The sequence below is a fragment of the Nevskia soli genome (genome assembly GCF_903970205.1).
Classification (GTDB): Bacteria; Acidobacteriota; Terriglobia; order Bryobacterales; family Bryobacteraceae; genus Bog-113.
The window spans coordinates 1-13,517 of the sequence record NZ_CAJCHS010000187.1; the positions used below are offsets into that span (position 1 = coordinate 1).

General features: G+C 60.4%; 9 protein-coding genes and 1 pseudogene. 7 read left to right on the plus strand and 3 right to left on the minus strand.

Going from position 1 to position 13,517, the window contains the following annotated elements; all coding sequences use genetic code 11:
* The first annotated feature begins 75 nt into the window (after positions 1-75).
* The 7 genes from H1Y01_RS08510 to H1Y01_RS08540 all read left to right on the plus strand — a co-directional run bounded on the left by H1Y01_RS08510 (position 76) and on the right by H1Y01_RS08540 (position 10,442).
* The gene (locus tag H1Y01_RS08510) at positions 76-693 is read left to right on the plus strand and encodes a biliverdin-producing heme oxygenase (protein ID WP_180540016.1); all 618 of its coding nucleotides are present in this window, start codon (positions 76-78) and stop codon (positions 691-693) included.
* The gene (locus H1Y01_RS08515; protein WP_180540017.1) at positions 686-3,478 is read left to right on the plus strand and encodes a bifunctional diguanylate cyclase/phosphodiesterase; all 2,793 of its coding nucleotides are present in this window, start codon (positions 686-688) and stop codon (positions 3,476-3,478) included. Before H1Y01_RS08510 ends, H1Y01_RS08515 begins: the two co-directional genes overlap by 8 nt.
* 63 nt (positions 3,479-3,541) lie before the next feature.
* Positions 3,542-5,461 (plus strand): alpha-L-arabinofuranosidase C-terminal domain-containing protein, encoded by a 1,920-nt coding sequence (locus H1Y01_RS08520; RefSeq protein ID WP_180540018.1) that lies wholly within the window; start codon positions 3,542-3,544, stop codon positions 5,459-5,461.
* 7 nt (positions 5,462-5,468) lie between these two features.
* A complete protein-coding gene (locus tag H1Y01_RS08525; RefSeq protein ID WP_180540019.1) occupies positions 5,469-6,995 on the plus strand; it encodes a tannase/feruloyl esterase family alpha/beta hydrolase in 1,527 nt (508 codons plus the stop codon).
* A gap of 2 nt (positions 6,996-6,997) precedes the next feature.
* Positions 6,998-8,431 (plus strand): family 43 glycosylhydrolase, encoded by a 1,434-nt coding sequence (locus H1Y01_RS08530; protein WP_180540020.1) that lies wholly within the window; start codon positions 6,998-7,000, stop codon positions 8,429-8,431.
* Complete coding sequence (locus tag H1Y01_RS08535) at positions 8,428-9,096, plus strand: acetylxylan esterase (RefSeq protein WP_180540021.1); 669 nt, start codon at positions 8,428-8,430, stop codon at positions 9,094-9,096. Before H1Y01_RS08530 ends, H1Y01_RS08535 begins: the two co-directional genes overlap by 4 nt.
* The gene (locus tag H1Y01_RS08540; protein WP_180540022.1) at positions 9,093-10,442 is read left to right on the plus strand and encodes an acetylxylan esterase; all 1,350 of its coding nucleotides are present in this window, start codon (positions 9,093-9,095) and stop codon (positions 10,440-10,442) included. The genes H1Y01_RS08535 and H1Y01_RS08540 overlap by 4 nt, the downstream gene beginning before the upstream one ends.
* A gap of 35 nt (positions 10,443-10,477) precedes the next feature.
* On the opposite strand, the gene H1Y01_RS08545 is transcribed toward H1Y01_RS08540, so the two are convergent.
* The 3 genes and pseudogenes from H1Y01_RS08545 to H1Y01_RS08555 all read right to left on the minus strand — a co-directional run bounded on the left by H1Y01_RS08545 (position 10,478) and on the right by H1Y01_RS08555 (position 13,424).
* Positions 10,478-12,232, minus strand: a complete 1,755-nt coding sequence (locus H1Y01_RS08545) for a beta-L-arabinofuranosidase domain-containing protein (protein WP_180540015.1) — start codon at positions 12,230-12,232, stop codon at positions 10,478-10,480.
* Positions 12,233-12,280: 48 nt separating this feature from the next.
* Positions 12,281-12,349: pseudogene (locus tag H1Y01_RS19980) on the minus strand (twin-arginine translocation signal domain-containing protein); the annotation flags it as partial.
* 4 nt (positions 12,350-12,353) lie between these two features.
* A complete protein-coding gene (locus H1Y01_RS08555) occupies positions 12,354-13,424 on the minus strand; it encodes an alpha/beta hydrolase (protein ID WP_180540023.1) in 1,071 nt (356 codons plus the stop codon).
* Between the last annotated feature and the right edge of the window lie 93 nt (positions 13,425-13,517).

Genomic DNA, 13,517 nt, shown 5'->3' on the forward strand with positions numbered 1-13,517 from the left:
GTGCTCCCTTAGTGTTTAAACTCAGCCGTAAACGAATTCGGCACGCGCTTCGAAAATCAGCGAAGATGAGAGTACATGGTACTGATAAAGCAAGTACCGGAGGCTCACGCGTTTCTGCGCAAAGCGACGAGCCGGCTGCACAAGCGGGTCGATTGTGGATCGGTGCTTACCTCCCTGACAATTCCCGGCGTTACCCGGGACCTCTACCGCACGGCGATGCTCGCCCTCCGGCTGGCCTACCAGGAGATCGACTCGGCGCTCATACAGGCAGGCACAGCCTGTCCCGGGAGTTTGTCGGCGTATACACCACGCGTCCCCGCCATCGACCGCGATCTGGCTGCAATGGATGCAAGTCCCGATCGTTCGCGATCGGAGCCCGGACGAGTCCCGTTGCCATCGCCCAAAACCCAGGCGGCTTATCTTGGGATGCGATACGTTGTGGAGGGTGCGCAACTCGGCGGCCGCATCATCTACAGTCGCCTTTATCTTGCGTTCGGCGCCGAACTGAACCGATTCGGATCTTTCTGGATACCCGGCGCGATCCCGCAAAGCAGTTGGCCGGATCTGCTGCGAAGCCTGGCCTTGCTCGTAACCCGCGAGTCTTTGGCCGATGCCGCCCGAGCCTCGCGCGCGACGTTTCGCCAAATGGAGATGCATCTGGCGGTAGCCGGACAGGCGGGACAGCGTGACTAACGCCCCGTTCGGAGACTGTAAGAATGCGCCTCTTCAGCACCTCGGCGACGTGCAGTCGAACGGGGTACTCGTTGCCATCGACTTAGACAGCAATCTCATCGAATACTGCTCGGCGAATTCCGCCGCCTTGCTTGGGATCGAACCTGAGGGGTTGCTGGGTCGAACGGCCGCCTCGTGGCTCTCCGTGGCATGGCCGCGCCTGCGGGCCCTCGCCGACCGGGAAGGCAAACCGGAGTGGTGCGAGTTTGCGGGCGTTGATCCGTTGGTTGTCATTGGGCACCGGCAAGGCGCGCACCGGATCCTTGAATTTGAACGCGCCGTCGCTCTCCATACCCGTTGGTGGAACCATTCGGCGCGCACCCGGTTCGTGGAACAACTGACATCCGCACGCACAACGGAACGCTGCCGCGAACTCCTCGTCGACTGGGTCTATGAGCGCTCCGGATACGATCGCGTCATGATGTATCGGTTCCTGCCCGGCTGGGATGGCGAAGTGGCCCACGAGCGCTGCCGTCCGGGTGTCGAAGGTTATCTGGGTCTCCGGTTTCCCCCATCGGATATACCGCCCAATGCGCGGCAGTTGATGACCTTGAACTGGCAGCGCAGCATCGTCGACGTGGATACCGTCGCATCGCCGATTCTGAAATGGAACGCGGACGGATCGCCGCTCGACCTGACTTACTCGGCCCTTCGCTCCGCGCATCCGGTTCACATTCAGTACCTGAAGAACATGGGCGTGCAGGCATCTCTGACCCTGTCGATCGTGGTGGACGGGAAACTGTGGGGACTGATCGCATGCCATCACCTGGCATCCAGAGATTTGCCGATTGAAGACCGTTTGGCGTTTGAGGAAATGGCGCGGCTGGTTTCGCTGCACGTGACCAATCTGCAGGCAATGTCCGAACAGCGCCTGCAGTCGGGAATGCGCCAGCAACTATCGCGGCTCCAGGGCGCGATCGGCGGAGCCGAGGACGAACCGAAGGTCGCGCTCACCCAGAATCTCGGAATGATCCGCGAAATTTTTCGCGCAGGGGGCGCATGGCTGCGCTTTGAAGGGAAGGATTTCTTCGCCGGTTTGATTCCGGAGAAGAATTCGCTGGCGCCGCTGCGGGATTTTGTCGACCGGTTCCCCCGGGAAACGGTCAGCCATTTCGACTCGTTGCCGGAAGCGCTTCAACCCTATCGAGCCCTGTCGGTCAACGCCAGCGGCGTGCTTTTCATCCCCTTGGGCAGCACCGATTTTATTGCCGTGGTGCGCCCCGAGTTCATTCAAACCGTGAACTGGGCCGGAAAACCGGAGGCCCAGGAAGACAATCCGGAGCGTCCGGCGCGACCCATGACTCCCCGCAATTCGTTCGCCGTCTGGTCGGAACGAGTGAGAAACACTTCCGAAAAGTGGACTGAAACCGAAATTGAGTTCGCTGAAAAGATGCGCGTTGACCTGCAGTTGTTTCTCAGCACCGCCCGGCTGGAGCGAGTCGCTTTGCACGATCCGCTTACGGGCATCGGAAACCGGCTGCTGTTCGAGAGGCGTTTGCACCAGGAAGTCCGCAATTCGGCTATCACAAACAACCCGTTCGCGGTGTACCTGATCGACCTCGATAGATTCAAGCAGGTTAACGATACACTCGGACACCTGGCCGGCGACCAGGTGCTGATCGAGGTTGCGAAACGTTTGGTCGGCGCCATCCGGCTGGGCGACACTGCCGCTCGTTTCGGCGGAGACGAGTTTGCGATTCTGCAGCCAAGTCTCCAGAACCGCGGCAGCGCTTCCGCGGTCGCCGAAAGGATTGTAGAGTCGCTCTCCCGGAGCTATTGGATTGGCGGACAGATGGTCGAAATCGGCGCCAGCGTCGGGGTGGCCATTTGCCCTTCGGATACGGTCGAGGAAGGCGAGTTGGTGGAGTTCGCCGATCTCGCGCTTTACCAGGTGAAGCGCGCCGGCAGGAACGCCTTCTCTTTCTACGACCCCGCCATGCGCGCCGCCGAATCGCGCAGCACGAGTGGCGAACTCATGATGAAGGCGATGCGAGAGGACGAGTTCCGGCTCGACTACCAGCCCATAGTGGATGCGCGCAGCGGGGAATTGCGAAAGCTCGAAGCCTTTCTGCGCTGGCGCCCGCCCGGAGGAACCGAACTGGCGGCCCGCGAAATCATACCCCTGGTGGAACAAAAGCGCCTCGGACCGGCGGTTGGCGAATGGGTAATGGACGCGGTTTTCCGGCAGTACCAACAGTGGCTCAGAGAGGGCCTCTCGCCGGTGCCCGTCTCCATGAATGTGGGAACCGCCGAGTTTGCGACTCAGGATCTGCTGGGTCAGATTGAGCTACTGGGCGCCCGCTACGCCACGGGCTGGCAATGGCTTCGGCTGGACATCAAGGAAGAGGCCCTCATCCGTGATTTGGCACATGCCGTCCGCAAGCTCACCAAGCTCTGTGAAGCGGGCGTCGGCACGAATCTCGATAACTTCCGTTTCGTCGCCCTCGGACACCTGACGCAACTTCCATTCCGGGGGATCAAGCTGGAAGCGCAGCTACTCGAAAACAAAAACAGCCAGCAGCATTTCAATGCGCTTTTCAAGGTGGTTCAGAGTATCGCCCAAGTCTTCAGCGCTCAATTAACGGTGACCAAAGTGGAAACCCGCGAGATGCGAGAGATGTTTCGGAACGAGCACATCGATTTGCTTCAGGGTTACGCGATCGCACCACCTGCGACCGCCGCCCAAGCGACGGAATGGCTACGCAAACCCGAGCAGTTCGCCTCGTCTGGGTACGCTTTGTCGTAACTCGGGGCGTTCTTCCTTCGCGCCGGCTTCGCCGCATCGCATATAGTCGGAATTACCGTTTTCATGAGCCACAGCATCGATAACCACACCATCTATAAAACGACAACCACACTTTTACTGACCGCGCTCGCTGCGTCGGAGCTCTTCGGACAGCCGCCGGCCACCTTGCAAGCGGACTTGAATCGCACCAAAGCGCCGGTGAGCCCTACCCTGTACGGTCTGATGACGGAGGAGATCAACTATTCCTACGACGGCGGTTTGTATGCCGAGCTGATCCGGAACCGGACGTTCCGAGCGGATTGGAGCGGCATTCTCAACTGGTTCCTGATCGAGAACGGGACGTCCTCGGCGAAGGTAAGCATCGATTTCCAGGAAGGTCCATCCAAAGCGCTATCGAGCAGCGCAAGACTGGAGGTCGTCAAAGCCGACGCGCAAAGCCCGGCAGGTCTGCTCAACGAGGGCTACTGGGGGTTTGCCGTGCGTCCGAACACGCGGTACACCGGTTCGCTGTTCGCAAAAACCGCCGCGCCGGGCGCGCTGCCGGTGAAGGTCGCGCTCGTGGCGGATCAATCCGGCGCGGTCCTCGCTAGTGCGGATGTTCCGGTAAGTGGAGCTGCCTGGAAGGAGTACAAATTCGAGATGCAGTCCGGCAGCGTCGCGGCGTCCTCCGCGAACCACCTGGAGATTACCGTCGACAGGGCCGCTACTTTATGGCTCCAACTCGTTTCCCTGTTTCCGCCGACATACCATGCCAGGCCGAATGGAAATCGCATCGATCTAATGGAAAAGCTGGCGGCGATGCATCCCTCGTTCCTCCGCTTTCCCGGAGGCAATTATCTGGAGGGTGGCAACATCGCCACCCGGTTCGATTGGAAGAAAATGATCGGGCCGCTGGTCGATCGCCCGACGCACCCCTCCACGTGGAGCTATCACTCCTCCGACGGCATGGGTCTGCTGGAATTCCTCCTCTGGTGCGAGGACCTGCACATGGACCCCGTGCTTGCGGTTTACGCGGGTTATTCGCTAGGGGGACAAGTGGTGAAGCCGGGTCCGGACCTGGATCCTTTTGTCAAGGACGCGCTCGATGAGATCGAGTACGTGACCGGCCAAGCTAGCACGAAGGGGGGTGCCTTGCGCGCCCGCGATGGCCATCCCGCTCCTTTCAAATTGCACTACGTGGAAGTAGGGAACGAAGACAACTTTGATAAGTCCAAGTCCTACGATGGCCGCTACGCTCAGTTCTTTCAAGCAATCAAGGCGCAGTACCCGGACCTGCAGGTAATTGCCACCATGCCGGTAACGGGCGTGCGTCCCGATGTTGTCGACGACCACTACTACAAGCGCGAGCAGGGCATGTTTGACTTAGTCAGGCAGTACGACAACACCGACCGGAAAGGACCCAAAATCTTCGTGGGAGAGTGGGCGACAAGGGAAGGAACCCCGACCCCGAACATGGGCGCGGCTCTGGGCGATGCAGCCTTCATGACGGGGCTCGAACGGAACAGCGATGTGGTTGTTATGGCTTCCTATGCGCCGTTATTGGTCAACGTGAACCCCGGCGGCATGCAGTGGAGCACGGATCTGATCGGTTACGATGCTCTCGATAGCTATGGATCGCCCGCCTACTACGCCCAGGTGATGTTCTCGTCATGCCTGGGAGATCACACGGTGGAGTCTGGTCTGTCCGGGGGCGGGGACAAGGTCTTCTACTCCGTCACGGCATCTGCGAATTCGAAGGTTTGCCTCAAGTTGGTCAACGCCGCCTCAACCGACCAGCCGATCGCCATCACGTTGAGCGGTCTCGGTGGTGGAACACATCCCGCCCTCCTAAGTAGTTTGAAGGCGAATACGAACTGGGCGACCAACACGATAACCCACCCGGACCAAATCGTGCCGGTCCGGTCGAACGTGGCTGTCCAAGGCGAGCGCCTCGAACACGTGCTGCCGGCGCGTTCGATTCAAGTCTTAGAAATCGATCGATAATACTTCAATGGTCCACAGGAGAATTCTTCTCGCCGTGGTAGCGGCGTGCCTCGCGGCTGGAGTTAGTCAGGCCGCCGCGACGGAGTCCTGCGCCAGTCTCGCCGATCTCCAGATCGATCACGTCGAGATCACGAAGGCAAACCGCGTTTCCAGCACAGGCAGCCATAACGGGCCCTTGCCGCCGCACTGCCGCGTAGACGGCGTGATCAACCGGCGCAAAGGCGTCGACGGCGAAGAGTTCGGTATCGGCTTCGCGCTGGCTCTTCCTGAACCGGAAGTCTGGAATGGTGACTTCATGATGCAGGGAGGCGGCGGCGGAAACGGTTTCATCGGAGAACCGATCGGGGCAGCGTATGCCGGCGGTAAGCCTGCCTTGGTCCGCGGCTTCGCAGTGGCGAGCACGGACACAGGCCACAAGTCGAAATCGGGTGCGTTCGATTTCTCATTCATGCGGGATCAGCAGGCGTACCTCGATTTCGCGTTTCTCGCCAACGCTGAGGTGGCCGGGGTGGCGAAGCGGATCATCGCACAGTACTACGCGAAGCCCGCGGCTTACTCTTACTTCGTGGGCTGCTCGACCGGCGGTCGCGAAGGGATGATCCTGTCGCAGCGTTATCCCACGGTGTTCAACGGCATTGTCTCCGGCGATCCGGCCATGCGCACCGGCCTGTCAAATCTCGCCATCGGCAAATGGATTCCCGCGGCGTATAGCCAAGCGGCGCCCAAAGACCCTTCTGGGAAGCCTCTGATCGACAAGCTGCTCACCGATGGCGAGCGCAAGCTCTTCATGAACGCCCTGATGAGCCGGTGCGACGCCAAGGACGGTGTGGCGGATGGCATAATATCGGACCCGATGGGCTGCGATTTCGATCCCGAGGCAGTGGCGTGCAAGAACGGCCAGAGCACCGGCTGCATTGCCCCTGAGAAGGTTGCCGCTATCAAGAAAGCCTTTGCGGGACCGAAGAACTCCTACGGAACCCAGGTGTATCCCGGTTTTCTCTACGACGCGGGCATCGCTGAGACCGGTCAGGTTCCGGGTCTCCTGGCACTCGGCACCGGCGGGATCTTCGGTCCTTATCCAACGACCACGGAGATCGATATCGACAAAGAGGCCCTGCACGCCTCCGACCCGCTGGTCGAGCCGGCGTCAACCAACCTATCCACGTTTTCGGCCAGCGGCGGCAAGCTCCTCTTCTTCCATGGAGACAGTGATCCCTGGTTCTCGCCGCTCGATACGCTCGAATACTATAAGTCCCTTGCGGCGACGAATGGCGGAGCGGACAAGGTCGCCGGATGGAGCCGCATCTTTCTAGTGCCTGGGATGCGCCACTGCGGCGGCGCCCCGGCGCTCGATCAGTTCGATATGCTTGGCGCGGTAGTCGACTGGACCGAGAAAGGCATCGCCCCGGAATCTGTGATCGCAACCGGAAATGCATTTCCCGGCCGCAGTCGGCCATTGTGCGCCTATCCGAAGCACGCGCAGTATACCGGTCACGGCGACACCAACGACGCTCGTAACTTTACGTGTCAATAGCCATGAAATACGGTCTTTTCGCAATCCTCCTTCTATGCTCTTCGATCGCGTTTGCTCTGGACGGTCACCTTGTCATCCACGACCCCTCCACCGTGGTCTCGTGCGACGGTAAACTCTACACCTACGGCACCGGCGGTTCTTCGCTCGTCTCCGACGACGGTTGGACCTGGCGCTCCGGAACCGCGCTTCCCCGACGTGGATTAGCGCCCGACGTGATTCATCTGGGCGATCGTTATTACGTGTATGTTGCCGCGAACATCGGGGCGCAGCCCAAAGCCGCGGTCAACATGATCTGGAGCAAAACTCTGGATCCCAGTTCGCCCGACTATAAGTGGGAAGAGGGCGGGGTTGTGGCATCTTCCGATGGCATCGAAGATTCCAATGCCATCGATCCGGGCGTTTTTCTCGACCCGACGGACGGCAGGCTATGGCTGACTTACGGTTCTTATTTCGGGTACATCCGGCTGGTGGAACTCGATCCTAAGACAGGTAAGCGCGTCAACGATAACGATAAGCCACACGACCTTGCCATCAACTGCGAAGCCTCCGACATGATGTATCACGATGGCTGGTATTACTTGCTGGCCACGCACGGGAGCTGCTGCCGCGGCGCCGACTCGGGCTACAACATCCGCGTCGGCCGCTCGCGAAAAGTCACCGGTCCCTTCCTCGACGCCGACGGAATCGACATGATTCAAGGTGGCGGCAAGTTGTTGATCGGCTCCGGCGGCCGCTTGATCGGGCCGGGTCATTTTGGCCTGCTCGATCTCGGTGACGGCGTTCAGAAATTCTCCTTGCACTGGGAAGCCGACCTGGATCGCGGCGGCGCCAGTGTTCTGGATATTCGCCCGCTGTTATGGAAAGACGGCTGGCCTGTCGCCGGCGAGAATCTGAAAGAGGGCACGTACGCGATTGAATCCGTCCGCACGGGAACAGTATTAGAACTCGCCGTGGAGGGAATGCCGGTGGGCGGTCCCCGCCAAAGGCCCCGGCCCGGGGGAATGTTCGCAGGCACTGGCGTTGCGATTCCGCCGCAGGATGCCGCGCAGGTCTCGGCAAAGTGGCCCCCCGGCAACATCGAGCCCCGCATGGCGAATTACCTGTGCCAGGCTCAGCAGAAGTGGACGGTCACTGCCGTGCCCAACGTCGGCGGCTACCCTGGGTCACCCTATTTCAAGATCGCCATCGCCGGTACGGACCGCGCGCTGGCCGCCACGACGGACGCTGAACTCGTCGTTCTTCCCGCATTCACTGGTGCGCCCGAACAACTGTGGCGGATCGACCAGCTAGCCGACGGCTCCTGGCGCATCAGCCCGAAGTCCGTACCCAATTCGAGCAAGCCGCTGGCTCTTTCTGCCGTTGGCAGCAGCTTCGCGACGCTGTCTGAGTTCGATCCGAAAAGCGATAAGCAGCGCTGGTTGTTCAAAACTCCATGAGATCGCTCCCCAAATACGCTGCCCTTCTGATTCTGGCCGCCGCATCCCGAGCCGCGACTCAAGTTTCCTGGCCTACCTTAACTAAGCCGGCTTCGGCGCAAAGCGCTCCTGACGCGGATGGCTTCATCCAGCGCTGGCTTCTGCTGGAGCCGATCCCCGTCAAAGGCCTCGGCGATGCCGCAGTTCAAGCAGCAGTCCACAAGGAATATTTCCCCGGCCAGTTCACGGTGATTCCGCACGATGCTGACAAGGTAACGGTCGACAACGCCCCACTGACCTGGTACGCCGTGGATACAAAGCTCTACAACGTGAACCTGTACCACTTCGCGCACGCGCTGCGCAAACCGACTTCCGACGTTTTGTTCTGGGCCGTAACTATCGTGAACTGCCCGCGGGAGATGTCCGGCGTGCGGCTGGCTATTGGCTCGAACTCGGCCTCGGTATGGTGGGTGAACGGTCAAGAGGTGATCGGCATTTACGGCGATCGCCAGACGGTTATCGATGACGGCGTTTCCAAGCGCCTCACGCTCCGCAAAGGTCCTAACGTGGTGCGCGCAGCCGTGATCAACGGCGGCGGAGCCACCGATTTCTGCGCACGGTTTCTAGATGCCGCGGATAAACCCCTGAAAGGCTTTACTGTGAGCCTAAGCGAGATCCACGAATGATTCGAATCCAGGCAAGCGTTCTACTCACGCTTCTTTCCGCTGGCCTAACCTGCGTCGCGCAACGGACGCCGATCGAACAGCAGCTGACTTTTACGCCGTACCACGTCAGCGGCATATACGAACTCGGGCAAACGGTCGGCTGGACGGTCACGCCCGGACCAGTCGCGCCGACTTATCGCTACAAGTGGACGATTCGCCGCAACAACGCGGTGGTCCTCAAAGAAGGCAAGCTCGATCTTGCTTCCGGCGATCTTGCATCCAGCAACGCCAAGATCGAAATCGTCGGCGACCAGCCCGAAATGATCTACGTCGCGATTGAGCCCTACGCCGCTCTCGATACACCTGCGTCCGCTACGACTTACATTGGCGGTAACACCGGCCGCAACAACGGGCTCTACGCCGTGGGCGCGGCGGTTGCGCCCGAGAAAATCGGTCTCTCGACGCCGCGGCCCGCTGACTTCGATTCATTCTGGGCGGGCAAACTGAACGCGCAAGAGAAGGTCCCGATCAACCCCGTCCTGACACCGGTTCCGACCGATGTCGCTGGAGTCGAGTTGAACATGTTCGTCCTCGACGCGCTTGGCTCCCATACTCACGGCTATGTCGCGAAGCCCGCCCGGGAAGGCAAGTTCCCTGCCCTGATCCAATTGCAGTACGCGGGCGTCTACGCGTTGAACCCGCACGCCGCCGCGCAGCATGCCGCCGAAGGCTGGCTCGCCATCAACGTCGATTCGCACGACAAGCTGCCGTCGGACCCATCGGGCAACATACCTAAGAACTACCAGACCATCGGCAACACCGATCGCGAGAAATCCTATTTCCTGAACATGTACCTGCGCGACTCGCGGGCGCTGGATTATCTGCTGACGCGGCCCGATTGGGACGGCAGGACGATCGTGCTGACCGGAGGAAGCATGGGCGGCCAACAGAGTCTCGCCCTCGCCGGACTGCGACCTGAGAAAATCACCGCCGCGCTGGTCTGCGTGCCGGCCGGCGCGGATACCAACGCCGATCTTCATGGCCGAAAAGCCGGTTATCCCAACTGGCCGTCCGACAACGCGGAAGCGATGAAAACCGCGCTCTATTTCGACACGGTCAATTTTGCTCCCCACATCCATGCAGCAGTCATGGCGGGCATGGGTTTCATCGACACGACTTCGCCGCCGGCCGGCATCTGGACCGCGCTCAACCAGATCCCCGGCCCCAAAGAACCGCTCCCCATGATCGAATCCGAGCATGACAACCTGACTCCCCAGAAAGGCAGAGCCTGCCCTGCGCGGACCGGAGAAATTCTGGGGGTTCTGGTTAAAGGCGGTGAGTTCAAGCCGAACGGACTCCAGCCGTGATCGGCCGCGATCAGACAAGCCCTGATCGGCTCGGCTTATCCGGGGCTCTCCCTCTGCCAGTAAACCGAATAGCGCTGATCGGCGATTTCATACATGGGCATCAGCCTATATTTCGCGCCTGTGCCCTCCGAAATGAAGCGCAGCTCCGGAGCGGATTCGACCTGAATTGCTCCCATTTTCGGCAGCGGACCGGGCGCCGGAAGATCCTTCGGCTCGGTTCCGCGGCCGTGCACGACCCGCATCGGCCCGTCGGGCGGACCTGCGCCCAGATCGGCAGCCAGAACCAAAGGACCGTAAAGCGCGGCCGCGACGGAATCGTCGCCCGGCAGGGGCTCCTGTCGCAGTTCTATGGGCAAGCTGACGCTGATCGTGTCGCCGTCATGCCAAATCTTCCGGAGCGCCAGATACGATCCCGGATCTGCCATCGCATCAATTACCCGGCCGTTCACCTTCACCGCGGCGTCTTCGGTTGTCCAACCTGGGATGCGCAGATGGATAGCACGCATCTTAGGTCGCGAAGCCGTGATCTTGAGCGTCGTACCCTGTTCGCGCGGGAATCGCGTGACCTGTTCAATCGCTATCCCCTCGTCCTTCCAATCGAGCGTCGACGGAATGAACTGGTTTACGTAGATGCTGCTGCCCCGCCGGAAGTAAATCGTGTCGGCAAGTTTCGCGAACTCTTCGGCACCCGTGCCGGTGCAGCACCAGAACGACTCCTCGGCCGAGTTGTACGCGCGCCAATAGCCCGCGCCGAGCGGGAAGAAGTATTGCTTGAGACCCTGTGAATTCTGCGTCCCGAGCCTGCAATTGAACAGCGTGCGCTCATAGGCATCCATCCACCGCGCCTCGCCGGTCCAGCCAAAGACGATCCGCTGCAGCTTCATCAGGTTGTAAGCGACGCAGCACTCGGCGTTGCTCCAGGCCAGCGTCCCTTTGAGTTGACCCGCAGGCGTCGTCCAGTGCTCATCGAGGCTGGTGTTGCCAATGACGTAATTGCGCGCCGCTTCCACTTCCGCCAGGAAGTACTCCGCAATCTCGCGGTAGCGGCGCTCGCCGGTTATTTCATACATCCGCGCCGCGCCGATGATTTTGGGTACGTTCGTGTTGGCATGCAGGCCCTGCAACTCGTCGCGCCGTGCAGCGAGAGGATCCAGAAAGCCGGGCTGCTCGAACAGTCGCGCCGCTTCGACGTAGCGCTCCTTCTGGGTCGCCGCGGCCAGGTTAACAAGGACTTCGTTCATGCCGCCGTACTCGGTTCGCAGCATCCGCTGGCGCTGATCGACGCTGAAACCCGACATGAACCCCTGCGCCCATTGGCCCATCCCTTCGGCGACTTTCAACGCGTCCGTGTTGCCGGTCAGGAGATACATATCGAGCAGACCGGCCATGATTTTGTGATAGGTGTAAAAAGGCGCCCACACCGGCTTGCCTTCCGCCAGGTGCTCGAACAGTTGCGTCGGATAGGCGCTTAGGTAACGGTTACCGATCTTCTTCTGGCAAGCGCCAAGGCCGTCGACGAGCGCGTCGCCGCGGCTCTTAAGGACAGTATTTCCCGAACCGGCCGCGGCCAGCGCAACAGCCGACAGATAGTGCCCACCGGCGAAATGCCCGCGAAGCTCGCAGGTGGGGTCTTCCCAACCTCCATACGGGGTCGCGCTGGAGGAGATTTCCGCCGTCACCCGGAAGGAATGCAGGAGCCGGTCGACCGCGAGCGAGTCAAGATACCGCGCATTGATCTCCTCCTGTTCCCTGAAAATACCGGGGTTGAGGCGGACCGCAGCGAGCGGCAAAGGCTCAAGTCTCCCCCGAGGATGTTCGGGCTCACCGGCGTTCAAAGGACCGGTCAAACATAGACCGGCGCCACCGCCCGCAGCCTTCAGAAAATCACGACGGGAAGGCCGGATCATATCGTTACTGACAGCCGGCCTGGAAGCAGAGATTCTTACTGAAGAACGGAATCACATGATTCTGAAAGCGATCGGCCACGGCGCTGGTGTGCGTGCCCGAATAGATCTCAAAACCGTTTGCGATTCCGTATTTATCGAACACGTCGTGCAGCTTACCCGCATCGATGCGCAGTCCGTCCTGGTCGCCAACGTCCATGGATATCGCGCGATATTGCTTGAGATTTCCAATATACTGATCCACGAAGGCCAGCGGCGCGTTGGCCGCCCACTTCGCCAGAATATCCGGCTGAGGGACGCCATCTTTCACCGGTAGATCGAGGTAGAGCGGAGGGTTCTTCGGATCGGGCGACCATGCCGCCGCGGAGGCAAGCTGCGCCCGCGCAAAGAACGGAAGCTTTGCGGAATCCTCAGGCGTCTTCACGGCTTCGAGAGCCTTTTCGATCTCTGGATTCCCCGGTCCGGCCGGACGCGCCGACATGCAGCACGGGCTCATGATGTACAAACTCCCGAACACATCGGAATGCTTCATCCCAATGCGGCTCGCGCCGTAGCCCCCCATCGAATGTCCGACCAATCCACGGCTCGCCCTTTGCGGAAACGTCCGGTAATGCGCATCGATGTAAGCGACCAGATCGTGCGCGACGAACTTCTCAAAATCACCCGTGGTCACCGAACTCGAATACATGGAGCCGTTGTGGACGGTCTTCGAATCAGGCAGGACCACGATCATCTCCTTAGCGCCTTGAGCGAAAGCCCCTTCAATGGTCTGCGGCACATGAATCTCATGACTCCACTGCTCGGCCCCGATCGAGTAGCCATGCAAGGCATAGACAACCGGATAGCGCCGCGATTTCTCCGCGGCGTAACTGGGCGGCAGGAAGACAAGCACGTCGCGGTCGACAGCATCGCCCTCCAGATTGCCTTCCAGAGCCGCCCCGTGAACCTTGATGTGCTCCACGGTTACCGGCTTGGCGTTGGGGACCACCGGCGGCACGATCGTTTGAACCTGAGCGGAAATGTGGGCAAGGGAAAGAGCCAACCCGATTGATGAGCAAGCCAATTTCGTCGTTTTCATAGCGGAATCCCAACTATACAAAGCTCCGGGAGTTCCGATAGCATAACATTCGGTTGTTGATTACCGGGCCGGTGAAACGCGCCGGTCCAGAAC